We start from the raw sequence: 25,959 nt of genomic DNA on the forward strand, positions 1-25,959 counted from the left end.
CCCTGTGCGACCGACAACGGATCGAGGGGAAGGTATCAGGGCGCCAGGACGCCCGAGCTCCGGGTCCGCCCCCGGCGTCAGCGCGCCCGCAGGCCGTCGAAGGCCAGGTGCACCACGGCGTCGGCCACCCCGTCCGGGGCCTTGCTGCCCGGGCGGTACCACTCGACGATCGAGTTGATCATGCCGAAGAGCAGCCGGGTGGCCAGCCGGGGCTCCACGTCGGCGCGCAGCTGGCCCTCGGTGACCGCGTCGCGGACCAGCTCGGCGACCCGGTGGTCGAAGTCCCGGCGCCGCTCCAGCGCCCACTCCTCGGTGGTGGTGTTGCCGCGCACCCGCAGCAGCAGGGTGACGTACGGCAGCTCCGTGAGCAGCACCTCGGTGGTGCGCCGCACCACGTGCTCCAGCCGGTCCACCGGCTCGCCGGTGGTCGCACTCGGCTCGTCGAGGATCGCGAACAGCGCGTCCAGGGCGCGGCCGACCGCGAGCCGCAGCAGCTCCTCCTTGCCGCGCACGTGGTGGTAGATCGAGGACTTGGAGATCCCCGCGGCTTTCGACAGGTCCTCCATCGAGGTGCCGTCGTACCCGCGCTCGTTGAAGACCTCGACCGTGACGGCGAGCAGGGACTCGACGGTGTAGGCGGTGCGCGTGGTGTTCTCGGCCATGGTCATGAGTATCCCCGTCGGCGATCACCCGCGGCAGGCCGGGTCAGCGCTGCGCGGTGCGGTCCGCCCCGGTGTCCTCGGCGACGAAGTAGGCGGGCCGCCGCTGGACCGCGGTGTAGATCCGCGCGACGTACTCGCCCAGCAGCCCGACGCAGATCAGCTGCACCGCGCCGATGAACAGCACGCCGACGAAGAGCGAGGTCCAGCCGGGCACGGTCATCCCGGCCAGGTAGACGCTCAGGCTGAAGACCACCAGCAGCAGGCAGGTGAGGAAGGAGAGCACGCCCAGCCAGGTCGCCACCCGCAGCGGGGCGGCCGAGAAGCCGGTGACGCTGTCCAGGGCGAGCCGCACCATCTTGCCGACCGGGTACTTGGTCCTCCCGGCGACCCGCTCCTCCCGGACGTAGCGCACCTCACCGCTGGGGAAGCCCAGCCACGGCACCAGCAGCCGGTAGACCCGGTGCTGCTCGGGCAGCTCCCGCAGCGCCTCCACCGCCTCCCGGCTGAGCAGCCGGAAGTCGCCGGCCTGCGCGGGCACCTGACGGCCGACCAGGCGGCGGATCAGCCAGTAGTAGGCGCCGGCGGTGCGCCGCTTGAAGCCGCTGTCGGTGGAACGGTCCTCGCGGACGCCGTACACGATGTCCAGCCGCTCGGCGCGGGCCAGCGCCAGCATCTCGGCGACCTTCTCCGGCGGGTCCTGCAGGTCGGCGTCGATGCTGGCCACGTACGCGCCGACGGCCAGCTCCAGCCCGGCGGTCAGCGCCGCCTGGTGCCCGCAGTTGCGCCGCAGCCGGACCATCCGCAGCTCGGGCCAGCCGGCCCGCAGGTCGTGCAGCAGCTCCGGGGTCTTGTCGGTGGAGCCGTCGTCGACCGCGACCACCTCGTACGGTTCGCCGATCCCGTCGAGCGCCGGACGCAGCCGGGCGACCAGCGCCGCCAGCGCGTCCTGCTCGTTGAACATCGGGACGACCACGGAGAGCGTGATCCCGGTGCGTGCCGCTGAACTCATCAGGTGCCCCCGCGGGTCGTCGTACGGTGCTCGGATCCTACCGATCCGACGCTCCGGCAGGTACAGACCAGTGACCCGTGCCGTAGGCTCACCCGGACACGCCGAGCAGGAGGGGACCAGATGTCCACCGGCGCACTCCCCGAGACGGTCGACCACGCGGAGCCCCCGGAGCGCCCCGCACCCGAGACCTTCCGGCAGTGGGCCCGCCGCAGCGGGCGCGAGTACGGGCCGTCCCTCGCCGTGTACGGGGCCGTCAAACTGATCGGCTTCACCGCCTTCATGGCGCTGCTCGGCTGGTCCGGCGAGTACCTCACCAAGAACCCGCGGTTCGGCGGCGGCACCCACACCTGGGACGTGCTCGGCGGCTGGGACGGCTGGTGGTACCAGCGGGTCGCCGTCGAGGGCTACCACCCGGCACTGGTCCCCCTCACCAGCGGCCCGTGGGCGTACGAGCAGAACTCGGTCGCCTTCTTCCCGCTCTACCCCGGCCTGATGCGGCTGGTCTCCACCGTCACCGGGCTCGGCCCGTACGGCGCCGGCATGCTGGTCTCCGTCCTCGCCTCGTTCGTCGCCGCGGCCGGCATCTACGCGGTGACCGCCAAGCTGACCGGCCGCCGGGCCGGCGTGATCGCCGCCGGCGTCTGGGGCCTGTTCCCCGGCTCCGGCGCCGAATGGGCGGTCTACTCGGACTCCCTCTTCGTCGCCCTCGCCGCCTGGACCTGCTGGTTCATCATGTGCGGCAGCTGGCTCCCGGCCGGTGTCACCGCCTTCGTCGCCGGCCTCAACCGCCCCACCTCCGCCGCCCTGATCGCCGCCCTCGGCGTGGCCGCCCTGATCGCCCTGTACCGCCGCCGCGACGGCGTCGTCGGCCCGGTCGCCGCCGTGCTGATCGCCCCGATCGGCCTGGCCGGCTACATCGCCTGGGCCAGCTGGCGGATGGGCAGCTGGACCTCCTACTTCGAGCTCCAGCGCGGCGCCTGGCTGCACTTCTTCGACTGGGGCGCCCACACCGGCAAGGTGCTGCGCGGCGTCCTGCTCGGCCACCACGACTACGTCTTCGGCTACCCCACCGAGGACCTGATCGCCGTGCTGCTGGTCTTCTCGCTGCCGATCCTGATCTTCCTGCTGATCCGGCTGCGCCCGCCGGTCTTCCTGCTCGTCTACACCCTGGTCACCGTCGTCCTGGTGCTCGGCAGCCAGCAGATCTTCGGCAACACCTCCCGCTACCTGCTCCCCTGCTTCCCCCTCTTCATCCCGATCGCCGTCGCCCTCAAGCGACTCTCCCTCCCCTCCCTCGCCGTCGTCCTCGGCCTCACCGCCGCAGCCTCCGGCTGGTACGCCGGCTACGTCCTCTTCGAGCTCGGCATCCCGTAGGTCAGTGGTCCGGAACGTCCGGCGGTTGCGCCCGGTCACCGTAGAAGCAGGCGTGAAGCTGACCGAGGTAGCCGTAGAGGCCCTCCTCGGTCAGGACCGGGAACCTGGTGATGCTCCACCAGTGCCCCACATCCGGGCACCGCGGAAGAACTCACGCAGCCGCGCGTCCTCCTTCCGGCCGGGAATCACCCAGGCCGTCCACCCCGTCAGCTCCGGCTCCCGAACAGGTACGCCTCGACCTCGGCCAGGTAGCACGCCAGCTCCCGCTCGCCGTCGAACCGGACCGAGGTCAGCCCGTACCAGCGCTCGACGTCCACCGGTCGACGGACCAGCTGCCGCAGACCGGCCCCGACCGTCGCCCGGTAGTCCGGCCAGGCGTCGGCGAAGCTGCGGCCCAGCTCCCAGAGCTGGTCCTCCGCCTCGGCGCTCAGCCACCCCGAACAGAAGTTCACGAACCGCCGGTCCACCCCGGGGACGTCCAGGCCCAGCTCGGCCAACGGCACGGTGGTCGGGTCGACCGCCCCCACCGGGGTGGGCCAGAACAGGCTGTTCACCAGTCGGCCCCGGCCGTCCGGGTGGTACACCGCCTTCGCCAGCCCGTCCGGCCCCAGTGCCAGCTCCACGCCGTCGTAGGTCCCGGTCGCCACGGCCTGCCCGAGCGCGGCCTCCCCAGCCCCGTACACCTGCGCGAACGACAGCACTGGCGCCAGGTCCCGCTGCTCCCGTGCCGCCACCCGCAGAGCCACCATCGCCTGGTTCGCCGCCGCGTCGTCCGCGTACTGGGCGTGCCACCGCGGGAAGTGCGGCTCCGGCCCGTTCAGCAGCTCCAGTTCCTCCGGAAGCTCCACCGACGGCAGCGGCGCCCCGAAGAACTCCGCGGGCACCTGCCGCCCCGGATCGGGCGCCCGGGGATGGCCGCCGTCCTCGTAGAAGAACGCGTACACCTGCCGCAGGTACCCGTACAGCTCGTCTTCCGAGTAGAACTGGAACCCCGTCCGGTGCAGCCAGTCGGTCGTGCTCAGCGGCCTCCGATCCAGCAGGTGCTCCAGGCTCTCCCGTACCAGCCCGGCGTACTCGCTCCCGTCCGTCGCCGCCGCCCGGTACGCCTCGATGTCCGAGATCCCGGACGGGGTGAACGGCCAGGAGTAGAAGTTCCGCAGCCGCTCGCTGTGGCGCCACCCTGGGATCGGCCAGTCGGTCTCGTCCATCCCGGTCCTCAGTTCGGGGCCGGCGGCATGACCGGGAAGCCGTCGTAGAGGTAGGCGTACACCTGGGCGAGGTAGCCGGTCAGCTGCTCCTCGTCGTGGAAGGCCACATAGGTCAGCTCGTACCACTGCTGGACGGTCATCGTCCGGTGACGAACCAGATGGAGCAGCCCATTCCTGACGGTCTCGCGGTAGTCCGGCCAGGCAGCGTCGAAGCGCTCCTTCAGCATGGCCAGGTCGTCGACCGCTTCCACGCCCAGTACACCTGCGCAGAAGTTCACGAACCGCCGGTCCACCCCCGGCACGTCCAGGCCGAGAGCGGCCAGCTCGACGGCGGTCGGGTCGATCCCACCGCCCGGGTAGGGGTAGAGCGTGGTGTTCCACAGCTGGTCCACCCCGGCCGGGCCGGTCGGGGCGGTGCCCTCGGCGGGCCGGTAGACGCCGTAGACCAGGGCCTCGGTGTAGAAGTCACCGTAGACGTAGCGGATTTGGCCATCCGCCGTGTACGGCTCGTCCGGGTCGATGCCGATGGCCGTGGCCTGGGCGGCACGATGCATCATGTCCGGTCCATAGACCTGGTCGAACGGCAGCACGGGGGAAAGGTCGTGGTCCCTCAGGGCGGCCGCACGCAGGGCGGTGTCGGCTTCGAGCAGAGCTTCCTCGGAGTCGAACCTGGTGGCCCAGGGACCGGTACGAGGCGGCAGTTCATCGCGCAGCGGCATGGCTCAGGAATCCTCCACGATCCGAATTGTAGGTCAAGGCCTGTTGTGGTCGTCGGACGGCACCGGGAACATCGTCTTCAACCGGAACCCGCCATTTCCATCCGGCTCGTAGATGGCTTTTATTCTGGCGTTCGAGAAATCGACGTCCCGATAGTTCACCGCCCCGTCCGCGCCCACCGGGTTCTGCGGGTCGATGAAGAACCCCCGGAAACGCCCACGGTGGTCGCCCGGACCCCAGGCCTCCTCCGGGCCGAACTCGAACTCCTGGGGCTCCTGCTTGTTCGGATCCAGCCTGCCGCGGGCGTGCTGGTCGGCGTACATGTAGGACTCGTTGTCGTTGAACGCGGACGAGTACTTCTCGCAGCGGTGCGGCTCGGGGAGGCCGGTCTCCTTGTTCCTGACCTCGTGGTCGTCGTACCGGACGTCCTCCGGCCGGCTCCGCGCATTGGGCCCGTGCAGCGGATCGATCTTCTTCTCCGAGGAGATGTATCCGTCCGCGTCCCTGGCCGGCATGTCCACCATGCGGCTCTTTCCCTTCTTGATGGGAAATCCCCGGTCGTTGAGAATCGGCGGGTCCTGGACCTTTCGCTTCTCCGTGATCGGCACACCCAGCCGGTCCTTGAGCTGCTGGTCGCTCACGTTCAGGTGCCGGCCAGGGCCGTGGCCCTGCCGGTCGAGCTCGGCCACCCGCTCGTCGACCCGGCGGCGGTAGGCGTCCCGCAGACCGTCGGCGCCGAGCGGCGACCTCCCGGGCTCGACGTCGTGACCGGCTGCCTTGAGGTCCTTCGCGAGGGAGCGCTCGGCCTCCTCGAGGCGCCGGCCGGTCAGCTCCAGGCCGTGCCCGATCGAGCGGTGCCCCTTGGCCATCGCCCGACCCATGTCGTGGATCATCGAGTCGACGATCGGGCGCACCGCGTTGTCCACGATCGCGCCGAACTTTCCCCGGCCCAGCGATCGGCCTCCGGTGCGTGAGCCCAGGGTCCGCGCGTGCTCGTCCACCTTGTCCGCGTGCTCGTGGGCCTGCTTGGCCGCCTCGTCGAGGCGGTCCGGGTGGGCCTGGAATCCGCCGCTCATGCCGCTCCTCCGAGTGCCGCCTCGACGCCTTCGAAGACCAGGCCGGAGACGGCCCGGGAGATCGCCTCCTGGAAGGGTTCGACGGCCATCGAGACCAGCTGTCCGACGATCTCCTGCTCGATCTGGTCGAGGATGGCGTTCACCACCCGCTTGCCGGCCTCGATGATCAGGACGTTGGCGGCCTCGGCGAGGCCGAGGGTGGCCACCGCGGCGGCCTGTTCGGCGGCGAACTCGGCGACCATGGCGACCAGCTCGGCGATCACCGCGCCCTTGGCGACGACGATCCCGGCGGCGGCGATCTCCAGTCCGGCGGCCAGCACCTCGCAGCAGTCGAGGAGCACGGTCATGTGCTCCGTGGAGGCACGTCCCCAGCGTTCGACCAGGGCCTCGTAGGAGGCGCCCTGGTAAGCCCCGCCGAGGCCCTGCACCATGCCGTGCGTGCCGTCGTGCGCGTCCTGCAGCCCGGCGGCGAACTCCCGCACGTGGGACGCCCATTCGCGCAGTTCGTCCTCGTCCACGTCGGGCCAGTTGAGCCCGATCAGGTTCATCACCCAGACCAGTTCGTCCGGCAGTTCGATCGACAAACCGGACCTCCCCCGAGATCCCCGCCACTCCCCGTCGCCCGTACGGACGCGGGCGCGGGAGAGATCGTTGCAGAACCGCGCGGACGATCACCGGGCGGGGTCTTCGCCCCGACCGATCGTTCGGTTACGCTGAGGAGCGGAACCGTCCGCCGCCCCTATGAGGAGCGCACCATGGCTGCTGCGACCCCCACCCCGTCGGTCGCCGTACTGATCGACCGCCACCAGGAGACCCTCGATCGCGCGCTGGCCGCGATCGACAGCCGCGACTACTGGTCGCCGTACCCGGAGATCGCGAAGGCGTACGGCGAGACCGGCCCCGCGGACGGCAAGGCGGCGTTCGAGGCGCTGCTGGGCCAGGTCTTCCCGATCGAGGGCCAGCCGGGCAACGGCGACCTGGTCGCCGGGGAGGCCTCGCCGTTCGGCATCGAGCTGGGGGTGAGCTACCCGCACGCGGAGACGGACGCGCTGTTCGCCGCGCTGGAGGCGGCCCGCCCGGCGTGGGCGGCGGCGGGGCCGGCGGCCCGCGCGGCGGTCTGCCTGGAGATCCTGGGCCGGATCAACGCCCGTTCGCACGAGTTCGCGCAGGCGGTGATGCACACCACCGGCCAGGCGTACGGCATGGCGTTCCAGGCGGGTGGCCCGCACGCGCAGGACCGCGGGCTGGAGGCGGTGGCGTACGCGTTCCGCGAGCAGACCCGGCTGCCGCAGAGCGCGGGCTGGACGAAGCCGCAGGGCAAGCGCGACCCGCTGTCCATGGTGAAGGAGTTCACCGTGGTGCCGCGCGGCACGGCGCTGCTGATCGGCTGCAACACCTTCCCGACGTGGAACGGCTACCCGGGCCTGTTCGCCTCGCTGGCGACCGGCAACGGCGTGCTGGTGAAGCCGCACCCGCGGGCGGTGCTCCCGCTGGCGCTGACGGTGCGGATCGCCCGCGAGGTGCTGGCCGAGGCGGGCTTCGACCCGAACCTGGTCTGCCTGGCGGCCGAGCACGAGGGCGGCACGGTCGCGGCGACCCTCGCGGTCCGCCCGGAGGTGAAGCTGATCGACTACACCGGTTCGACCGGGTTCGGCGACTGGCTGGAGGACAACGCCCGCCAGGCGCAGGTGTACACCGAGAAGGCCGGCGTGAACACGGTGGTGATCGACTCCACCGACAACTACCGCGGCATGCTGAACAACCTGGCGTTCGCGCTGAGCCTGTACAGCGGCCAGATGTGCACCACCCCGCAGAACCTGCTGGTCCCGCGCACCGGCATCCGGACCGACGAGGGCTCCAAGTCGTACGACGAGGTGGTCGCCGACCTGTCCGGCGCGATCTCGGGGCTGCTGGGCGACGACGCCCGGGCGGCGCAGATCCTGGGCGCCGTGGTCAACCCGGGTGTGCTGCAGCGCAGCGTGGCCGCGGCGGGCGGCGAGTTCGGCGAGCTGGCGCTGGCGCCGCGGGTGGTGGAGTCGCCGGAGTTCCCGGCGGCGACGATCCGCACGCCCGCGCTGGTGAAGGTGGACGCGGACAAGCCGGACGACCGGACGGCGTTCCTCGGCGAGTGCTTCGGCCCGGTGGCGTTCGCGGTGGCGGTGGAGTCCACCGAGGCCGCGGTGGAGCTGCTGCGCCGGACGGTGAGCGAGCAGGGTGCGATGACGGCGGGCGGCTACACCGTGGACGACGCGGTGGAGGCGGCGATGGTCGCGGCCTGCCTGGACGCGGGCGTGTCGCTGTCGCTGAACCTGACCGGCGGGGTGTTCGTCAACCAGACGGCCGCCTTCTCCGACCTGCACGGCACCGGCGCCAACCCGGCGGCCAACTCGGCCTACTGCGACGGCGCGTTCGTCGCGAACCGCTTCCGCACGGTGGAGATCCGCCGCCACGTCTGACGCGGGCGCCAGTAACCGGTGGCCCGCTCCCGGAGGGGGGCGGGGAGCGGGCCACCGGAGTCCGTGCGGAGGAGGGGCGGGGCTACCTCCGGGCCCGCCGCGGGTTGAACACCCAGACCCGCAGCAGCAGGAAGCGCACCAGGGTGGCCAGCGCGTTGGCGCCGATCAGCGCGGCCAGCTCCGCCGAGTGCCCGGCGTCGGGCCGTACGGCGTGCAGCAGGGCGATCGCGCCGCTGCTGAGCACCAGCCCGATGACGAAGGCGATTCCGCCCTCCACCTGGTGCTTGAGCGCGTCGCGCGGCCCGGTGACACCGAAGGTGAAGCGCCGGTTGGCGGCGGTGTTGAAGACCGCGGTGACGCCGAGCGCGAAGGCGTTGGCGAGCAGCGCCGGCACGACCTGGCGCAGGCCCAGGTAGAGCAGCACGTACGCCAGGGTGGAGAGCGTCCCGATCACCGCGAAGCTGGCGAGCTGCCAGCCGAGGCCGGGCGGCAGCTGGGCCTGCTCCACCCTCTCGGGGACCTCGATGCGGGCGGTGCCGGCGAGCGAGCGGCGGGCGACCCGGGCCATGCCCTTGAGGTCGTCGAGCGCGGTGCGGACGATGTCGACCCGGCTGTCCGGGTCGTCGACCCAGTCGACCGGCACCTCGTGGATGCGCAGGCCGGAGCGTTCGGCGAGGAGGAGCAGCTCGGTGTCGAAGAACCAGGCGTTGTCCTCGACCTCGGCGAGCAGTCGGCGGACCACGTCGGTGCGTCCGGCCTTGAAGCCGCACTGGGCGTCGGAGAACTTGGCGGCCATGGTGGCCCGCAGCAGGAAGTTGTAGGTGCGGGAGATGAACTCGCGCTTGGGCCCGCGCACCACGGCCGAGCCGCGGTGCAGCCGGCTGCCGATGGCCAGGTCGCTGTGGCCGGAGAGCAGCGGGGCGACCAGCGGCAGGAAGGCCTCCAGTCCGGTGGAGAGGTCGACGTCCATGTAGGCGACCACGTCCGCGTCGCTGTCGCCCCAGACCTGGCGCAGCGCCCGGCCGCGGCCCTTGAGGTCCAGGTGGACGGCGCCGACCTGCGGGATCTCCTCGGCGAGCGCGGTGGCGACCTGCCAGGTGCCGTCCACGGAGGCGTTGTCGGCGATGGTGATCCGGTAGTCGTACGGGAAGGTCTCGCCGAGGTACGCGTGCAGCCGGCGCACGCAGCGCTCGACGGTGTGCTCCTCGTTGTAGACCGGGACGACCACCTCGACCAGCCGCGTACGCACCGCGGTGTCGTCGGTTGTCAGGGGGGCGATCGCGGTCGCGCCCCGCATTGCGGGCTGTGTCATGGGAAGGAGGTTCACAGCCCCGGATGGGGCAGCCATGATGGCAGTCTGAGAGCGCGCTGAGAACCCGCACTCCGAGCAACGGGAGACGACGATGTCCGAGATGGAGCTCACCGCCGACGTCCTGGTCGTGGGGGCCGGACCGACCGGTCTGCTGCTGGCCGGCGACCTGGCGACGGCCGGGCTGCGGGTGACGGTGCTGGAGAAGCGCGCGGCGGAGTCCAACCTGACCCGGGCGTTCGCGGTGCACGCCCGCACCCTGGAGCAGTTGGACGCGCGCGGGCTGGCGGACGAGCTGATCGCCACCGGGCGGCCGTTGGGGTCGCTGCGGCTGTTCGGCCGGCTGCGGATCGAGCTGGGCAACCTGCCGACGCGTTTCCCGTTCGTCCTGATCACTCCGCAGTCCAACACCGAACGGCTGCTCCAGGAGCGGGCGTTGAAGGCCGGGGCGGTGCTGGTGCGGGGTGCCGAGGTGACCGGTCTGCGGCAGGACGCCGAGGGGGTGTCGCTGACGGTCCGCGAGGGCGGTTCGACGGTCGTCCACCGGGCCCGGTACGCGGTCGGCGCCGACGGGGTGCACAGCTCGGTCCGGGACCTGCTGGGCATCCCGTTCCCGGGCGAGTCGGTGGTCAACTCGGTGATGCTGGCGGACGTCCGCGTCGACCGGGAGCCGGACGAGGCGGTGACGGTCGGCGCGACCGAGGCCGGCTTCGCCTTCATGGCGCCGTTCGGCGACGGCTGGTACCGGGTGATCGCCTGGGACCGGGAGCGGCAGCGCCCGGACGGCGAGCCGGTCGACATGGCCGAGCTCACGGAGCTCGTCCGGACCGTGTTCGGCGAGGACTTCGGCCTGCGGGACGCCCGGTGGACCTCGCGCTTCCACAGCGACGAGCGGCAGGTGCCGACGTACCGTTCGGGCCGGGTGTTCCTGGCGGGCGACGCCGCGCACTGCCACTCCCCGGCGGGCGGCCAGGGCATGAACACGGGTCTGCAGGACGCCGCCAACCTGGGCTGGAAGCTGGCCGCGGCGGTCCGGGGCTGGGCGCCCGACGCCCTGCTGGACACCTACCAGACGGAGCGTCACCCGGTCGGCAGGGCGGTGCTGCGCAGCTCCGGCGCGCTGGTGCGGGTGGCGCTGGCGCAGAACACCCCGGCGCGGGCGCTGCGTTCGGCGGTCTCCACGGTCGCCGAGCACCTCGGCCCGGTCGCCGCGCTGGGTGCCAAGCAGGTCTCGGGGATCGGCATCTCCTACCCGGCGCCGAAGGGTTCGCATCCGCTGGTCGGCCGCCGGCTGCCCGACCTGCGTCTGGCGGTGGACGCGCCGGGCGACCCGTCCCGGCTGTACGAGGCGCTGCGGGCCGGCAAGGCGGTGCTGATCAGCAACGACGAGCTGTCGGTGGCGGACTCCTGGGCGGACCGGGTGGTGACGGCCGCGCCGGCCGACCCGCACGGCAAGCTGCGCGACACCGTGCTGCTGGTCCGGCCGGACGGGTACGCGGCGTGGGCCGGGGTGGACCCGACCCGCGGCGAGCTGCGCACGGCGCTCAACCAGTGGCTGGGGCGGCCGGCGGACTGACCGCTATCCGGTGATTTTCTGGTAGTGCCGGGCGGCTTTCGCCCGGTTCCCGCAGACGGCCATCGAGCACCAGCGCCGGCGGCCGTTCTGCGAGGTGTCGAAGAAATGCAGGATGCAGGTCGGGTGGGCGCACGCCTTGATGCGGTGGGCGCCCTGGTCGAGCAGGTTCAGGTAGTCGTCGGCGGCGAGCCAGGCGGCCAGCCACAGCGGCCGGTCGACCTCGACCTCGCGGCGCGGCCCGGCCTCGGTGAGCCGGTGGACCGTGCGCCCGTGGGCGAGCACCGCATTCAGCCCGCCGAGCGGCGCCGGGCGCTGCTGTTCGGCGGCCTCGACCAGCTCCGCCAAGGCCTCCCGGGCGGTCAGCACCGCTTCCAGACCGGCCCGGTCGGCCGGGCAACGCTCGGCCAGGCCGTTGGAGGACAGCCAGATCCGGTAGCCCTCGACGTCGGTGAGCAGGTCGTTGACGGGGGTGCCGCGCCAGCGCGTGTTCAGCAGATCGAGCGCCAGGGGCTCGCCGATCAGCGGGCGCGGGTCGCGGGGGTCGGTCATGCGGTCGAGTGTAACTCTGTTCCCTACGGCCCATATTCAGTGTTTTGAATTCACATTCCACACTTGACTGTTATTGGCTGAGTAATTGCCCAGGCATGGGCCTATTCCTGAGAGTTCTCTGGGAGATTCTGGCAAGCGTTTTCGAAACCGGACGCCCCACATCTTCCGGAGGAGCCCCGTGCGACCCCGCTCGCTCGTCCTTGCCTCGGCGCTTGCCGTCCTGCCGCTGACCGCGGTGACCCTCGGCGCCGGCAGCGCCCAGGCCTCGGTCCCGACCCCCAACGCCACCGCCCGGGTGGCCCTGCCGCAGACCGTCACCCCCGCGGTCGCCCGCTCGCAGAAGAAGGGCGACCTGCCCACCGACCGTCAGATCGGTGTCGCGGTCAGCCTCAAGCTGCGCGACACCGCGGAGCTGGACCGCTTCCTGCAGGCGGTGGCCACCCCCGGCACCGCCGAGTACGGCCACTACCTGACGCCCGAGCAGTTCGGCGCCCGGTTCGGCGCCACCCAGGGCGACGTGGACCGGGTCGGTGCCTTCCTGGCCTCCCAGGGCCTGAAGGTCACCTCGGTCAGCACCAACCGCCAGGTGATCAACGCCACCGGCTCCGCGGCGAAGGTCGCGCAGGCCTTCGGCACCCACGAGTCGACCTACAGCGACCCGCAGCAGGGCGGCCGGACCTTCTTCGCCAACGACGCCGCCGCCTCGGTGCCGGCCGCGCTGGCGGGCGTGGTCGAGGGCGTCTCAGGCCTGAACGACCACACCGTGCGCACCACCCGCCTCGCCAAGCCCGTTGCCGCCGCCCTCGCCGCCACCCCCGGCGGCTTCGGCCCGGCGCAGTACAACGGCGCCTACAACCTGAACAAGGTCGGCACCGACGGCACCGGCACCACCGTGGCGCTCTGGGAGTTCGACGGCTACAAGAGCGCCAACCTCTCCACCTACGACACCCAGTTCGGCCTCTCGGGCCCGGCGGTCTCCACGGTGTCGGTGGACGGCGCGAACTACGACTCCAAGCCCGGCGAGGGCCAGGGCGAGGTGGAGCTGGACTCCGAGATCGTCCGCGGCGTCGCGCCCAAGGCCACCCAGCTGGTCTACGAGGCCCCCAACAGCGACCAGGGCGAGATCGACATGGCCGCCAAGATCGTCGCCGACAACCGGGTCTCGGTCATCTCGATCTCCTGGGGCTCCTGCGAGCCGGACACCACCGCCTCCTCGATGACCGCGGTGAACAACTCCTTCAAGCAGGCCGCCGCCCAGGGCATATCCATCTTCTCCGCCTCCGGTGACGACGGCTCCCGGGACTGCACCCGCTCCACCAGCGGCTCCACCGTCAAGGCGGTCGACTTCCCGGCCTCCAGCCCGTACAACACCGGCGTCGGCGGCACCAACCTCAAGGTCTCCGGCACCACGTACTCCTCGGAGTCCGCCTGGTCCACCGCGGGCGGCGGCGTCTCCACCCAGTTCGCCAAGCCCGGCTGGCAGACCGGCACCGGGGTGAGCGGCACCATGCGCACCGTCCCGGACGTCTCCTCCAACGCCGACCCGGCGAGCGGCTTCGCGATCTACACCCAGGGCTCGACCAGCGCCGGCTGGCAGGTCTACGGCGGCACCTCGGCGGCGGCCCCGCTCTGGTCCGGCTACGCCGCGCTGTTCAACCAGAAGGCCAGGGCGGCCGCCCAGCCGGTGCTCGGCGAGGCCAACCCGAAGCTCTACGCGCTGGCGAACTCCACCTCGTACGGCTCGGCCTTCCACGACGTGACCACCGGCGCCAACCAGGACTTCTCCACCAAGGCCGGCTACGACCAGGTCACCGGCTGGGGCACCCCGGTCGCCGACGCGCTGACCACCGCCCTGCTCGGCGGCACCACCCCGCCGCCCACCGGCACCTGCACCGCCGCCCAGCTGATCGGCAACGGCGGCTTCGAGACCGGCACCGCCGCCCCGTGGACCGCCTCCAGCGGCGTGGTCGACAACAGCGCCTCCGAGGCCGCCCACACGGGCTCCTGGAAGGCCTGGATGGACGGCTACGGCTCCGCCCACACCGACACCGTGTCGCAGACCGTCCCGATCCCGGCGGGCTGCCGGGCCACCTTCAGCTTCTGGCTGCACGTGGACACCGCCGAGACCGGCTCGACCGCGTACGACAAGCTGACCGTCCAGGCCGGCACCACCACCCTGGCCACCGTCTCCAACGCCAACGCGGCCACCGGCTGGGTCCAGAAGTCCTTCGACCTGTCGGCCTTCGCCGGACAGAGCGTGACCCTGAAGTTCACCGGCACCGAGGACTCCTCGCTGCAGACCAGCTTCGTGATCGACGACGCGGCGGTCAACGTTTCCTGACGTGGACTCAGGTGACGCCGGTGCGGCCCGCGGTGGCCGCACCGGCCCTCTTTGTTGCGAGAATGTTTCAACCTGGGCTGATCTGCGATTTCTTTGTCGTGACCACTGTCATATGTCCGGGTTGATGACGTAGCCTCTCGACCCTGATTAGGGTTCCCACAGCTCGGTGGCACTCCCTCCGGCGCAAAGTGGCGCCGGGGGCGAACCCGCCCCGATCTCGCCTCGTGGGGAAGGTGTCGCATGGGCTCACAGCAACCACAGCACGTCGGCCGGCTCAGACTGGTCGGCCAACGCGACTCCGGCCCCGACGAGGCCCCGGCCGCCGCGGCGGTCGGCGCCGTCCCGGCGCCCGTCGCGGCCGGGCCGGCTCCCGGCCCCGTCACCGGCGCGGGCTTCGCCGAGGTGCTGAACGCCGCCATCGAGGCGAGCGGACTCAGCCTGGACCGGATCCGTTCCGCCCTGGCGAAACAGGGTGTCAGGGTCTCCATCACCACGCTCAGTTACTGGCGCCGCGGCCGCAGCCAGCCCGAGCGCGCCACCTCGCTGCGCGCCGTCCACCTCCTGGAGGAGCTGCTCGGCCTGCGCCACACCACGCTCACCGCGCTGCTCGGCCCGCCGCGCCCGCGCGGCCGCTGGGTCGCCCAGACCGGCACGCCGGACGGCCTGCGGGTCGAGCAGGTCTGGCCGGGCGAGCAGGAGATCGCCGAGGTCTTCGCCGAGCTCGACGCCCCCGCCAGCGGTGAGCTGGAGCGGCTGTCGATCCACGACTCGTACTTCGTCGACGCCGGCCGCCGCGGCCACCTGCTCCGGATGCGCCAGGTCGTGCGCGCCACCGTGGCGGAGGTCACCCGCCACGTCGTCGTCCACAAGGCGGACGAGGGCGTCACCGTCTGTCCCGAGATCACCTCCGTCCGGCACGCCCGCCTCGGCCGGGTCCGTCGGCGCCCGGAGAGCGGCCTGCTGGTCGCCGAACTCCTGCTGGACCGGCCGCTGGCCCTCGGCGACTCCACCGTCTTCGAGTACGAGGTGCAGATCCCCGACAGCGGCGAGACCACCGACTACGGCCGGTTCTTCGCCGTGCCGGTCCGCGAGTACGTGCTCCAGGTGCACTTCGACCCGTCGGCGGTGCCGGTGCAGTGCGAGCGCTTCGACCGGTCCCCCGCGGAGGAGACCGACCGCAGCCGCCAGCAGCTCTGGATCGGCGCCTCCGCCAGCGCCCACGTCCTGGTCACCGACCAGCAGCCGGGCCAGGTCGGCATCCGCTGGCAGTGGGAGTGACCACTTTCTAACCCCTTCAGAACTCCACAGCGGTTGACCCCTCGATCGACTAACCCGTACTGTCATCAGTAACGGTTAGACGATCGAGGGGAACCGACATGCCCAGCACCCTGCAGACCGGCCACATCGGCCTGAACGTCACCGACCTGGCCCGCTCGACCGCCTTCTACCGCCAGGTCCTCGGCCTCGACGTGGTCGCCGAGAGCCACGACGCCGAGCGCCCCTTCGCCTTCCTCGGCCGCGACGGCGCCCCCGTCCTCACCCTCTGGCAGCAGTCGGCCGGCGCCCACGCCACCGGCCGCCCCGGCCTGCACCACCTCTCCTTCCGGGCCGACTCGGTGGAGGACGTCCGGGCCGCCGAGGCCGTCCTCAAGGAGCTCGGCGCCGTCTTCGCCCACGACGGCCTCGTCCCCCACGCCGAGGGCGCGAGCTCCGGCGGGATCTTCTTCTTCGACCCCGACGGCATCCGCCTGGAGATCTTCACCCCCAAGGGCCTGGAGCAGGCCGAGGCCCCCGGCGGGGCGGCCCCCACCTGCGGCTTCTTCTAGGCCGTCTCCCCCACCCCCGGAGGCCCGCATGCCCAGCACCTTCCACCCCGGCGAGCGCGCCGCCCAGGCCCGCGCCGGGGTCGCCGACCGGGCGGACCACGTGGGCCGCTCGATCGGCTCCACCATCCCCGCCGTCGCCGCCCGCTTCCTGACCGAGCGCAGGATGCTGGTGGTGGGCGCCGCCGACCGCGAGGGCCGGCTCTGGGCGACCGCGCTGACCGGCGAGCCGGGCTTCCTGCGGGCCGCCGACGCGTCCACGCTGGCCGTCGCCGCCCGCCCGGCGCCCGGGGACCCGCTCGCCGAGGCGCTGGCCGCCCCCGTCGAGGTCGGCACCATCGCCCTCGACCCGGCGAACCGCCGCCGGATGCGCCTCAACGGCCGCGCCACCCCCACCGCCGACGGCTTCACCGTCGCCGCGGCCCAGGTGTACGCCAACTGCCCCAAGTACATCCAGCGCCGCACCCCCGCGTCCTCCCCCGCACCCCCGGGCGGCGCCCGCGCCACCGCCGGCGACCGGCTCTCCACCGGCCAGCAGCTCGCCGTCTCCACCGCCGACACCTTCTTCGTCGCCTCCGCCGGCCCGGACGGCCGCGTCGACGCCTCGCACCGCGGCGGGAACCCCGGCTTCGTCCAGGTCCTCGGCCCCGACCGGCTGCGCTGGCCCGAGTACGCCGGCAACGCGATGTACAACACGCTCGGCAACCTGGAGCTCGACCCGTCCGCCGGTCTCCTCCTCCCCGACTGGGAGACCGGCGGGTCCCTCCTGCTGACCGGCCGCGCCGGCGTCGACTGGAGCGACCCAAAGGCCCCGGCCGTCGACTACGCCGTCGACCGGGTGGTGGAACTGGCCCCCGTCGCCGCCCTCACCTGGTCGGCCCCCGAGTTCTCGCCGGTCAATCCACCGGTCGCCCGACCCCATCACCCGATTCGCCCTGTTTGACGCCCTATCGGGTGGTACGGCGTCACTCCGCCGTACACGGTTGTGCCATTCCCCCGAAGGAAAGGCAGGACCCCCGTGCTGATGGAGTTCACGGACGTCGAGCCGGACGCGGACTGCGTCTGCGGCGGCTGCGCGTCGCGCCGCCGCGCCCGGCTGCACGCCGCGCGGATCGAGGACGGCGGCCACCGCTCGGCACGCGGCGCCCGCCGCGCCGCCGTCCTGGTGGCCGCGGTCGGCAGCGTGCTCGGCGGTGCCGGCGGCGCCACCGCCGCCCCCGCCCCGCAGCCGAATTCCGGCACCGCGATACCCGACACGCCCCAGGGCGGGGTGAGCGGCCTGCACGGCGAATCCACCACCGCCCCGCGGCTGCGGGCCGCCCAGCCGGCCACCACGCGCGCCGAGATCATGCAGCGGGCGCAGCGCTGGGTCGACCAGCAGGTGCCGTACTCGATGAGCCGCTACTGGTCGGACGGCTACCGCCAGGACTGCTCGGGCTTCGTCTCGATGGCGTGGAACCTGGGCTCCAGCCAGACCACCTGGACCCTGCCGAACTTCGCCGACCGGATATCCAAGGACGACCTGCAGCCCGGCGACGCGCTGATCTACAACAACCCGGCCAACCCGGAGTCGGGTTCGCACGTGGTGCTGTTCGGCGGCTGGACGGACTCCTCGCGCACCCGGTACATCGCGCTGGAGCAGACCCGCCCCGGCACCACCAAGCGCTCCACCCCGTACGCGTACTGGAGCAACGCCGGCAGCTACCTGCCCTACCGCTACCGGGGGCTGTCGCAGCCGATGCCGGTGCCGGACGCCTACCCCGGCGCCGACAAGTTCGGGCCCGGCAAGGTCAACCCGTACGTCACCCGGCTGGGCCAGATGCTGGTGCAGCGCGGCGGCGGCCGGTTCTACAAGGAGGGGCCGAGCCCGGACTGGGGCGAGGCGGACCGCCGGGCCACCGAGGCGTTCCAGCTGGCCCAGGGGTGGCGCGGCGCCGAGGCGGACGGCATCCCGGGCAAGGACACCTGGGACTACCTGGTGAACCACCGGGGCAAGGACATCCCGCCCGCCGCCGCCCGCACCTCCGCGCCGGCCCCGTCGACCACCACCCCGCCCGCGCCGCCCGCACCGGCCGCACCGCCCGGCTTCCCCGGTGCCGGCAGTTTCGGGCCCGGCCAGGTCAACGACTTCGTCCGGCTCCTCGGCGAGCAGCTGGTGAAGAAGGGCTACGGCCGCTACTACACCGAAGGGCCGAGCCGGGACTGGGGCGAGGCGGACCGGCGCAACGTCGAGGCCTTCCAGCGGGCGCAGGGCTGGAGCGGCGCCGAGGCGGACGGCTACCCGGGCCCCGACACCTGGAAGCTGCTGTTCGGCTGAGCCGCGACGGCCGGAGCGGCGGCGGTCAGACCTTCGCGTGCGCCCTGATCCAGGCGTGCATGGCGATGGCGGCCGCCGCCCCGGCGTTGATGGACCGGGTGGAGCCGAACTGGGCGATCGAGCAGACCGCTGCGGAGTGCGCCCACGCCTCCTCGGTCAGGCCCGGCCCCTCCTGCCCGAAGAGCAGCACGCAGCGCTCCGGCAGCTCGAAGGTCTCGATCGGCACCGCGCCCGGCAGGTTGTCGATCCCGATGATCGGCAGGTCCCGCTCGGCGGCGAAGGCGGCCAGCGTGGCGACCGAGTCGTGGTGGCGCACGTGCTGGTACCGGTCGGTGACCATGGCCCCGCGCCGGTTCCAGCGGCGCCGGCCGACGATGTGCACCTGCTCGGTGAGGAAGGCGTTGGCGGTGCGCACCACCGAGCCGATGTTGAAGTCGTGCTGCCAGTTCTCGACCGCGACGTGGAAGCCGTGCCGGCGGGTGTCGAGGTCGGCGACGATCGCCTCGCGGGTCCAGTAGCGGTATTCGTCGACGACGTTGCGCCGGTCGCCGCCGGCCAGCAGCTCCGGGTCCCACCGGGGCCCGGTGGGCCACGGCTCGGGATGCGGGCCGACCCCGATCTCGCGGTCCTCGGCGGCGAAGCCGTCGTCGTACTGCTCCCCCTGGTGGGGCTCACCCGTCTGGTTCACGCCCTCGAGGGTACGGCCCCGGCCGGGTCGGCCGGGGCGGCGGTGGCCCGCGGGCGGACGGCCTTCTCCAGCTCGGCCAGCGCGTGCATCACCAGTTTGGCGCCGGCCCGGGCCACCTCGATCCGGTCGTCGGCGGGCCCGGCGGCGAGCTCGGCGTCCCAGCGGGCGTGCTCGGCGCGCAGCTGGGTGAAGTCGACGCCCTGGCCGAGCAGCACGGCGGCGGCGGCGACCGCGGTGGCGTCCCGGACGTCGTCGGCGAAGCCCGCCGCGCCCGGCACCGGCTCGCTGTCCGGGCCGGGCAGGTGGGCCTCCATCAGGACGGTGGAGCGGCCGAGCAGGCCGACCGCGGTCCGGGCCCGTTCGATCTGCTTGCGGGTCAGCTCGGTGCCGGTGCGGTGGACCGGTTCGACCTCGGCCCGGTCGAGGGCGGCCAGCATCTCGCCGCGAGCCTCCCGGGAGTCCAGCAGCGCGGCCCGCACCAGGTCCGGGCTCGGCCCGGCGGGGTCGCCGAAGGCGGCGAGCACCGCGGCGGAGTACCGTCCGGCGGCGGCCAGCCACTCGGCGAGCCGCTCGGGCAGCCGGGAGGTCTGCCAGGTGGGGAAGAGCGCGTACGCGCCGAGCGCGAGGGCGCCGCCGAGCAGTGTCATGACGACCCGCTCCAGCGCGGTCTGCACCGGGTCGCCGGGCTGCAGGCCGAGCAGGAACACCACGTACGAGGAGACGCAGACCGTCATCAGCGCGTAGCCGGTGCGCAGGGTCAGGTAGGCGCCGCCCATGCAGAGCACGGCGAGGACGGCGAGCACCCAGGGGCCGGGGTGGAAGAGCTGCACCACGCCGGTGGCGATCAGGACGCCGGCGGTGGTGCCGGCCAGCCGGGCGACGCCCCGGCTGTAGGTCTGGGCGAAGTCGGGGCGCATCACCATCGCGGCGGTCATCGGCGCCCAGTACCCGTGGTGGATGCCGGAGATCCGGGCGGCGAGGTAGGCGAAGACGGCCACCCCGGACAGCCGCAGGGCGTGCTGGAAGACCGCCGAGCGGGGCTGGAGCTGGCGGCGGACGGTGCGCAGCGCGCTGGGCACCACCCGGAACAGCGGCGGGCGGCGCAGGCCGGTGCGGACCGGGGCGGCGGGGGTGACGGCGGAGCGGTCCTCCCGGTCGAGCCGGTCGGCGGCCTTGCCGAGCAGGCCGATCAGCCGGCGGGCGGATCGGCGGGCGGCGCCGCGCAGGCCGGGTCCGTCGGCGGCGGGGCGGGCCAGGGCGAGGCTCGCGCTGTCCTTGGGCATGGTGAAGGGGTCGCCGCTGCGGATGGCGCGGGCGAGTCCGTCCAGCACCTGGGCGGCGCCGGCCAGGATGTGCCGGGCCCGGTCGCGGTCGGGGCCCTCGGCGGGGGCGCCGACCTTGGGGTCGGCGAGGGCGGCCAGGGTGGGGCGGATCCGTTCGGCGATGGTGCGCAGGCCCCTCAGTTCGGGCGGGCGGCGCCGTTCCTGCCAAGGCGTCAGTGCGGCGGCCTGCCGGGCGACCACGAAGGGCTCCGGGTCGACGTGCGCGGTCGGGTCCTGGCGCAGCCGGCGGGCGTAGTCGGCGAGCGCGGCGTAGGTGTCGGCGAGGGCGTCGCGCTGGGCCCGCCAGCTGTCGATCGGCCAGGCGAGGACGACCAGGGCCTGGACGGCGCCGCCGAGCGCGCAGAGCAGCCCGTGGCCGAGCGCCCCGGGGACCGAGACCGGCAGCTCGACGACGACCAGCATCACGGCGAGCGTGGTGGCGGCGACGACCCCGGCGGTGGGTCCGACCGCCCAGGCCATGCCCGCGCCGAACGCCCAGACGGCGAGCAGGGCGACGAAGGCGGCGGGGACGCCGACCGCCAGGTAGCCGAGGAAGGTGGACATGCCGAGGCCGATGCCGGCGGCGCCCGCGAGCGAGGCGCGCGGGCGGAAGCTGCGCTGGAAGGTCGCGGTGCCGGCGATGAAGGCGCCCATCGCGGCGGAGGTGGCCTGCGAGGGGCCGAGGATCGCGAGGGTCGGCAGCACGACCAGTCCGGCGGCGACGGCGCCGCGCAGGGCGCGCATCGGGTTGGTGAGCGAGCGGTCCAGGGTCAGCCCGGCCTTCGCGGTGTCACGAAGCGCTGCAAACCAGGACATAACGGGAGCTTAGCTGTTGATCGGCTCCGGGTCGGGCACCCGGAGCCCGACCTCCCGCCCCGGTCGGCGCCCCGGCAGCCGCACCGGCAGCCGCCCGAGCGCGGCCCCGATCCCCAGCAGCCAGGCGGTCGGCAGGAACACCGCGTCCGCCGCGGCCATCGCCAGCGAGAAGAACGGCAGCCCGAGGACGACCGCGATCGCGGCGTGCTCGCCGAGCATCAGCAGCAGCAGCGCGTTCTTCAGCCGTCGGTTCGCCAGCGTGAAGGGGAAGGCGACCTGGGCGGCCACCGTGCCGTACGACAGCGCGAAGGTGAGCAGCAGGCTCGCCGAGACCAGCCCGGACAGCGCCGGCCAGGGCGAGAAGTAGCCCAGGTGCAGCGGGTAGTGCACGGCGGTGCCGTCCTGCCAGCGGGCGCCCTGCACCTTGTACCAGCCGGCGGTGGCGTAGATCAGCACCACCTGTGCGGCGATCACCAGCAGCCCGCAGTTGTGCAGCATCGAGACCAGGCCGTCCCGGACGGCCCGCCACTCCGGCTCCGGCCGCGGCTCGACCCCCGGCTCCTGCTCCGGCTCCGGCTCCGGCGCGGGGCGTCTGCGGGCGCGTCGGGCGTCCAGCGACCAGACCAGCCCGCAGCGGGTGAGCACCAGGTAGATCGCCAGCAGGTGCACCACGTTGTCGCCGCCGTCGCCGACCAGCACGTTGCGGTTCTGCAGCGACAGCACGGTCACCGCGAACAGCACGCTCGTCGCCCGGGTCCGCCAGCCGACCAGCAGCAGCGCCGCCGCCACGATCGCCAGGTGGTAGACCGCCTCGAACCACAGCCGCCCGTCGGACCAGGCCAGCGCGGTGAACGCGTGGCTGTCGGCCAGCAGCCGGTGGGAGAGCTCCGCCGACCAGGGCGAGCGGTCGCCGTACAGCACCCGCCGGTTCGGCCACTCGCGGAGCAGGTAGCCGCCCCAGGCGAGGGCGGTGCCGATCCGCACCGCGGCCAGCTGGTGGCGGCCGTACGAGCGGGTGAGGGCGGCGAGCAGCGCGTCGAGTCTCACCGCAGCCCCCGCAGGTCCGCCTCGTCCACCGGCCACCAGGGCAGGTCACGGGTGTGCGCGGCGGTGTCGACCTGCTCCTCGCTCCACAGCGGCGGGGCGACGGTGGCGGTGGAGACCCGGAACTGGATCTGCAGGATCCGCTCGCCGTCGAAGGAGGGTCCGGTGCGTTGCAGGGCGATCCGCTTCAGGTACTGCTCGGCGAGCCTGCCCTGCGGGCCGGCGGGCGCGCCGTCCTGCTCGGAGTGGGTCGACCGGTAGAAGTCGAAGGCCCGGCGCAGCAGGTTCTGGTCGACGTGGCTGGGCGCCGGGTTGTGCCGGATCGCGGCGAAGTCGCGCGAGGTCAGCCCGAACCAGTCGCGGGTGGAGATCCGGCCGTCCTCGGCGATGGTCTGCACCCGGGCGTCCAGCGTGATGTTCTGCTGCAGCGGGTCGGGGGCGAACAGCTTCCAGTTCTGCTCGAACTCGGGGTAGACCACCGCGTCGACCTCGGCCGCGTACGCCCGCGAGACCGAGTTGGCCGGTGCTACGTGCAGGAACAGTGCGGCCAGGAACGCCAGCGTGCCGGCGGCCAGGGCGAGGGCCGCGACCGAGAGCACGGCCCGAGCGGGCACCGACCAGACACGCACGGCGGCCATCCTGCCGCACCCGCCCCCGGGTGCGACAGGGTGGGGAGCGGATGATCAGAGGACGAACGCGGTCCCGCCGGAGGCGCTGACCATCGGGCGGCCGGCGGCCTCCCACGCGTACATGCCGCCGTCGATGTTGACCGCCTCGCGGCCCTGCGCGACGAGGTACTGCACCACCTGCGCGGAGCGCCCGCCGACCCGGCACATCACGTACAGCTTCTGCTCCGGCAGCTCCTCGATCCGGGCGATCAGCTCGCCGATCGGGATGTGCAGCGCGCCGTCGACGTGCCCGGCGTCCCACTCGTCCTGCTCGCGGACGTCCAGCAGGGGGGCGTCGGCGGGCACCGAGGCGGCGGCGATGGTGGGCAGCTGAGCGAACACCTGGTGACTCTCCTGGTCCTTGGGGTCTGTCCCCCCATTGTGGCTCGCCGGGGCCGGACCGTCGGGCAGCAGCCCGACCAGCACGGCCTGCCGGTCGGCGGCGGTGGCCAGCAGCCGCTCGGCGAGCTCCTCCAGCAGCAGCTCGGGACGCTGCCGGTCGAGCAGCAGCAGCTCCCCCATCGGGGTCATCTCCAGGCGGACCTGCTCGGTGGCGAGCGCGCCGATCCGGCCGGTCAGCCACTCCAGGCGGCGGCGCAGCCAGTCCGGGCGCTCGGCGGCGTCCTCGGCGGGCGCGGAGTCGGGGGAGGTGGACCACTCCTGGGCGAGCTGCTCCAGGGCGGCGGTGTCGCCCACCGCGTACGCCTCGTTGGCGCGGGCGATGAACGCCGAGCGGCGCTCCCGCTCGTCCTCGTCGGTGGTCAGGTCGGGGTGGGCGCGGCGGGCCAGCTCGCGGTAGACCCGCTGGGCGTCGCGGTCCGGGCGGACCCGGCGGGCGTCCGGTTCGGCCTCGCGCAGCTCCGGCTCGATCGGCGGCTCGACCCGGGCCCGGGCCTCGGCGGCCAGCCGCAGGTCCTCCGGGTCGCCGCTGAGCGCCGCCCGCGCCTCGGCGACCAGGGCGTCCAGCTCGTCCAGGCGCGCGTAGAGCGGGCCGAGCAGCTGGTGGTGGAGCAGCGCGAAGTTGTCGATCTCCACCCGCAGGGTGGCAACGTCGACGTCCAGGGTCAGCCAGGCCAGCTCGGCGGCGGCGACCTGCTCCTCCAGCTGCTGCCGCTCCGGGTCGAAGCGGACCGCGGGGCTCTGTGCACTCACCCGCGCCACCCTACCCGCGGCCCCGCAAGGCGACACCCGCCTCCGTCCGGGTGAACCCGGGGCGTCCGAGGGCGCACGGAGGGTGACACGCAACTGATACTCACGAATCTCCCCGATTCGCTGTCGAATGCGCCCCCGTCCGTGCTTCGCTGGAAGACGCACGAAAACCAGGCGAGGAGCAGCGGCCGACAGCAGACCGGGGTCAGACCGGGGCGAAAAGGGGCAGACCGAATCCATGGTGGACCAGCCCAACTCCACACCGAACCGGGGAGACATGCCGGGTGGCCACCCGGCGGGCGTGGTCGCCCTGCTCCGGGTCGCCGCCGTCCTGGTCGACCCGGACGGCCGGATCGCCCAGTGGAACCGCACCGCCGAGGAGCTGTTCGGCCACCGCGCCGAGGTCGCCTTCGGCCGCTCGGCGCACGGCCTGCTGCCCGCCGTCGAGCCGCGCGGCGAGACCGCCGGGCCCGCCGGCGCCGGCCGCCGCTGCGACGCCCTGGACACCCTCGACGACCTGACCCGGCTGGACACCCCGTGGGCCGGCGCGATGGCCGTCCACGACCGCGAGGAGCGGCTGCGGGACGTGCTCTGGTGGGCGTACCCGCTGATCGAGCCGGTCGGCCGGTCGCTGCTCGCGCTGGCCGCCGACGCCCGCCCGCTGCGCGCCGCCGGCCCCCGGCTCGCGCTCGGCGACAGCCTGTACGCGGCCGCCCCGGGCGGCGGCCGGCCGCACCGGGTGGCCGCCGCCTTCGCCCCGCCCGGCCCGACCGACCCGGCGGCGCTCGCCCCGCTGCTGCCCAAGAGCTCCGAGGAGCGCCGCGCCCGGCTGCTCGCCCAGCTCGCCGAGGCCGGCCTGCCGGCCCTGTGGGTGGACGCGACGACCAGGCTGCCGGTGGTGCCCTACCAGCCGTCCGCGTCCGGCACCGCCCGGCTGGCGGCCGGGATCGGCCGCCGCTACCCCACCCCGCAGCAGCGCGCGGCCCGCCGCCCGCCCGAGCCGCAGCGGCCCGTCGCCGGCCGGATACTCCCCACCGCCGAGGCCCCGCCGTCCGGCGAGGGCCGAGGCCTCGGCACCACGGTCCCGGGCCAGCGCGGCGCGCAGCCCCGGGACACCGACGGCACCTCCACCGCCCACGGTCCGACCCCGGGAGGCCCCACCATCGACGCCGCCGCGAACGGCCGCGCCCCCGCCGTCCCCGACCTGTCCCCGAACGGCACCGCGCACCGCACCGCCGAGGTCCCCCCGCAGCCCGCCGCGCCGAACGACGGCGTCGAGGTGGTCCGCGGCGTCCCGGACGACAACGAGCTGGCCCTGCTGTCCACCGTCGGCAGCCAGGTCGGCACCACCCTCGACCTGGACACCACCGCGCACGAGCTGTGCGAGGTCCTGGTCCGCCGGGTCGCCGACTTCGCCTGCGTCGACCTGCTGGACGGGCTGATCTCCGACGCCGAGCTGCCCGACGCCCCGCCGGACGACCGCACCGAGCTGCGCCGGGTCGCCCGGGCCTTCAACCCCGCCTCCGGCCAGTGGGACCACGTCCTGGACGAGGGCGCGCTGCTCACCATGCCCGCCTCCACCCCGCCGGGCCTGGCCCTGCAGGAGAACAAGCCGGTGCTGGTCCCGACGATCAGCCCGGACGTGGCGGTGGAGTACGCCATCTCGATCGGCGGCCCGGAGCTGGTCCCGGTGGTCGCCGGCCGCTCGATGCTGGTGCTGCCACTGTCCGCGCGCGGCAAGATGCTCGGCATCCTCAAGCTGCTGCGGCTGCCCGACCGGGCGCCGTTCACCCGGAGCGACGCCGACACCCTGCAGGAGCTGGCGGTCCGCGCCGCGCTGTCGCTGGACAACGCC

At 73.4% G+C, this 25,959-nt stretch carries 22 protein-coding genes; 9 read left to right on the forward strand and 13 right to left on the reverse strand.

The features are described from left to right. Positions 1–77 precede the first annotated feature (77 nt). Together ACGFX4_RS08940 and ACGFX4_RS08945 are read right to left on the reverse strand one after the other, a co-directional pair. A complete protein-coding gene (locus ACGFX4_RS08940; RefSeq protein WP_393071301.1) occupies positions 78–668 on the reverse strand; it encodes a TetR/AcrR family transcriptional regulator in 591 nt (196 codons plus the stop codon). 37 nt (positions 669–705) lie between these two features. After that, positions 706–1,671, reverse strand: a complete 966-nt coding sequence (locus ACGFX4_RS08945; protein WP_393071302.1) for a glycosyltransferase family 2 protein — start codon at positions 1,669–1,671, stop codon at positions 706–708. 120 nt (positions 1,672–1,791) lie between these two features. On the opposite strand from ACGFX4_RS08945, the gene ACGFX4_RS08950 reads away from it, so the two are divergent. Next, positions 1,792–3,045 (forward strand): hypothetical protein, encoded by a 1,254-nt coding sequence (locus ACGFX4_RS08950; protein WP_393071303.1) that lies wholly within the window; start codon positions 1,792–1,794, stop codon positions 3,043–3,045. 206 nt (positions 3,046–3,251) lie between these two features. Here the strand turns inward: ACGFX4_RS08950 and ACGFX4_RS08955 are convergent, their stop codons facing one another. Genes ACGFX4_RS08955 through ACGFX4_RS08970 form a run of 4 tightly spaced genes read right to left on the reverse strand, consistent with a single transcriptional unit; the run spans position 3,252 to position 6,630 of the window. Then, positions 3,252–4,253, reverse strand: a complete 1,002-nt coding sequence (locus ACGFX4_RS08955; RefSeq protein ID WP_393071304.1) for a hypothetical protein — start codon at positions 4,251–4,253, stop codon at positions 3,252–3,254. A gap of 8 nt (positions 4,254–4,261) precedes the next feature. Continuing rightward, positions 4,262–4,972 carry a hypothetical protein gene (locus ACGFX4_RS08960; RefSeq protein ID WP_393071305.1) on the reverse strand — a complete coding sequence of 237 codons (711 nt, stop codon included), beginning with the start codon at positions 4,970–4,972 and terminating at the stop codon, positions 4,262–4,264. A 33-nt stretch (positions 4,973–5,005) separates the two neighbouring features. Then, positions 5,006–6,046, reverse strand: coding sequence for a hypothetical protein (locus ACGFX4_RS08965; RefSeq protein WP_393071306.1), 1,041 nt, complete (start codon positions 6,044–6,046; stop codon positions 5,006–5,008). Continuing rightward, a complete protein-coding gene (locus tag ACGFX4_RS08970) occupies positions 6,043–6,630 on the reverse strand; it encodes a hypothetical protein (RefSeq protein WP_393071307.1) in 588 nt (195 codons plus the stop codon). The genes ACGFX4_RS08965 and ACGFX4_RS08970 overlap by 4 nt, the downstream gene beginning before the upstream one ends. Positions 6,631–6,801: 171 nt before the next feature. Between ACGFX4_RS08970 and paaN the strand changes: the two genes are divergently transcribed. Continuing rightward, positions 6,802–8,502: a phenylacetic acid degradation protein PaaN gene (gene paaN, locus ACGFX4_RS08975; RefSeq protein ID WP_393071308.1), complete on the forward strand. Its 1,701-nt coding sequence runs from the start codon at positions 6,802–6,804 to the stop codon at positions 8,500–8,502. 82 nt (positions 8,503–8,584) lie between these two features. On the opposite strand, the gene ACGFX4_RS08980 is transcribed toward paaN, so the two are convergent. Further along, positions 8,585–9,814: a glycosyltransferase gene (locus ACGFX4_RS08980; RefSeq protein ID WP_393071309.1), complete on the reverse strand. Its 1,230-nt coding sequence runs from the start codon at positions 9,812–9,814 to the stop codon at positions 8,585–8,587. A gap of 91 nt (positions 9,815–9,905) precedes the next feature. On the opposite strand from ACGFX4_RS08980, the gene ACGFX4_RS08985 reads away from it, so the two are divergent. Next, positions 9,906–11,387 (forward strand): FAD-dependent monooxygenase, encoded by a 1,482-nt coding sequence (locus tag ACGFX4_RS08985; protein ID WP_393071310.1) that lies wholly within the window; start codon positions 9,906–9,908, stop codon positions 11,385–11,387. Between the two features lie 3 nt (positions 11,388–11,390). On the opposite strand, the gene ACGFX4_RS08990 is transcribed toward ACGFX4_RS08985, so the two are convergent. Further along, a complete protein-coding gene (locus tag ACGFX4_RS08990) occupies positions 11,391–11,936 on the reverse strand; it encodes a CGNR zinc finger domain-containing protein (RefSeq protein WP_393071311.1) in 546 nt (181 codons plus the stop codon). A gap of 178 nt (positions 11,937–12,114) precedes the next feature. Between ACGFX4_RS08990 and ACGFX4_RS08995 the strand changes: the two genes are divergently transcribed. From ACGFX4_RS08995 to ACGFX4_RS09015, 5 genes are all read left to right on the forward strand, one after another. After that, complete coding sequence (locus ACGFX4_RS08995; protein ID WP_393071312.1) at positions 12,115–14,277, forward strand: protease pro-enzyme activation domain-containing protein; 2,163 nt, start codon at positions 12,115–12,117, stop codon at positions 14,275–14,277. A gap of 240 nt (positions 14,278–14,517) precedes the next feature. Then, positions 14,518–15,555, forward strand: a complete 1,038-nt coding sequence (locus ACGFX4_RS09000; protein WP_393071313.1) for a hypothetical protein — start codon at positions 14,518–14,520, stop codon at positions 15,553–15,555. A 98-nt stretch (positions 15,556–15,653) separates the two neighbouring features. Then, the gene (locus tag ACGFX4_RS09005; RefSeq protein WP_393071314.1) at positions 15,654–16,103 is read left to right on the forward strand and encodes a VOC family protein; all 450 of its coding nucleotides are present in this window, start codon (positions 15,654–15,656) and stop codon (positions 16,101–16,103) included. A gap of 28 nt (positions 16,104–16,131) precedes the next feature. Further along, a complete protein-coding gene (locus tag ACGFX4_RS09010) occupies positions 16,132–17,043 on the forward strand; it encodes a pyridoxamine 5'-phosphate oxidase family protein (protein WP_393071315.1) in 912 nt (303 codons plus the stop codon). 81 nt (positions 17,044–17,124) lie between these two features. Beyond that, on the forward strand, positions 17,125–18,417 hold the full coding sequence (locus ACGFX4_RS09015; RefSeq protein WP_393071316.1) for a peptidoglycan-binding protein: 1,293 nt from the start codon (positions 17,125–17,127) through the stop codon (positions 18,415–18,417). A gap of 25 nt (positions 18,418–18,442) precedes the next feature. On the opposite strand, the gene ACGFX4_RS09020 is transcribed toward ACGFX4_RS09015, so the two are convergent. From ACGFX4_RS09020 to ACGFX4_RS09040, 5 genes are read right to left on the reverse strand one after another with little or no spacing between them, the layout of a single operon-like run. Further along, entirely contained in the window at positions 18,443–19,105 is a 663-nt protein-coding gene (locus ACGFX4_RS09020) for a TrmH family RNA methyltransferase (RefSeq protein ID WP_393071317.1), read from the reverse strand. Continuing rightward, on the reverse strand, positions 19,102–21,243 hold the full coding sequence (locus tag ACGFX4_RS09025; protein WP_393071318.1) for an FUSC family protein: 2,142 nt from the start codon (positions 21,241–21,243) through the stop codon (positions 19,102–19,104). The genes ACGFX4_RS09020 and ACGFX4_RS09025 overlap by 4 nt, the downstream gene beginning before the upstream one ends. A 9-nt stretch (positions 21,244–21,252) precedes the next feature. Beyond that, the gene (locus ACGFX4_RS09030; RefSeq protein ID WP_393071319.1) at positions 21,253–22,290 is read right to left on the reverse strand and encodes an HTTM domain-containing protein; all 1,038 of its coding nucleotides are present in this window, start codon (positions 22,288–22,290) and stop codon (positions 21,253–21,255) included. Beyond that, complete coding sequence (locus ACGFX4_RS09035) at positions 22,287–22,916, reverse strand: DUF5819 family protein (protein ID WP_393071320.1); 630 nt, start codon at positions 22,914–22,916, stop codon at positions 22,287–22,289. The genes ACGFX4_RS09030 and ACGFX4_RS09035 overlap by 4 nt, the downstream gene beginning before the upstream one ends. A 54-nt stretch (positions 22,917–22,970) precedes the next feature. Next, complete coding sequence (locus ACGFX4_RS09040) at positions 22,971–24,107, reverse strand: rhodanese-like domain-containing protein (protein WP_393071321.1); 1,137 nt, start codon at positions 24,105–24,107, stop codon at positions 22,971–22,973. A gap of 235 nt (positions 24,108–24,342) precedes the next feature. Here ACGFX4_RS09040 and ACGFX4_RS09045 point away from each other — a divergent pair. Beyond that, positions 24,343–25,959: GAF domain-containing protein (locus ACGFX4_RS09045; RefSeq protein ID WP_393071322.1), on the forward strand; the 1,617-nt coding region annotated here is incomplete at its 3' end.

Origin of the sequence: Kitasatospora sp. NPDC048365, assembly GCF_043200835.1 — a bacterium.
GTDB lineage: Bacteria > Actinomycetota > Actinomycetes > Streptomycetales > Streptomycetaceae > Kitasatospora > Kitasatospora terrestris.